This window comes from Bradyrhizobium sp. CFUWI (genome assembly GCF_056429085.1).
Genome location: NZ_JBWJZE010000166.1, coordinates 1 through 469, shown reverse-complemented (window position 1 = coordinate 469; position 469 = coordinate 1). Strand labels below are relative to the sequence as shown.

Below are 469 nucleotides of genomic sequence, written 5' to 3'. Positions count from 1 at the left end.
CTAAATATCTGCCTTCTTCTTGCCGCGGTTAAGTGGTATCGCGGGATTTCAATAGAATTCCCGTATTAAACAGCAGGCCTGGCACTCTCAATGCGCCAGGCTTTTTTATTTCTACTAGAGCTATTGCTCAAAGTCCTGAAGGGCGCTTGTTGTGATTGCCATTCAGAAAGGTTTTACGCTCATCGAGTTGATGATTGTGGTAGCTATTATTGGCGTTCTAGCTGCTACAGCTCTCCCGGTGTATCGTGATTTCACCATTCGTGCCAGGGTTTCGGAGTTGATCCTCGCTGGCAGCTTTGCAAAGACGTGCGCGTCCGAAGCAATGAATCAAGGCAATGGTGCCAGCGTACCGGAGGGCATCAGTTCACTGTGCAGTGTGTCGCCAACCGGTAAGGTGTCCTCCATTTCCGTTGCTGGGGGCGCAGGTGCGGGCATCACTGTAGTAGGCAATCCCAACCTCGTAGGAGCA

General features: G+C 51.2%; 1 protein-coding gene. It reads left to right on the top strand.

Annotated features, from left to right (window positions below):
* Positions 1 to 151 precede the first annotated feature (151 nt).
* On the top strand, positions 152 to 469 hold a 318-nt coding region (locus AC066S_RS39235; protein WP_478271967.1), incomplete at its 3' end, for a pilin.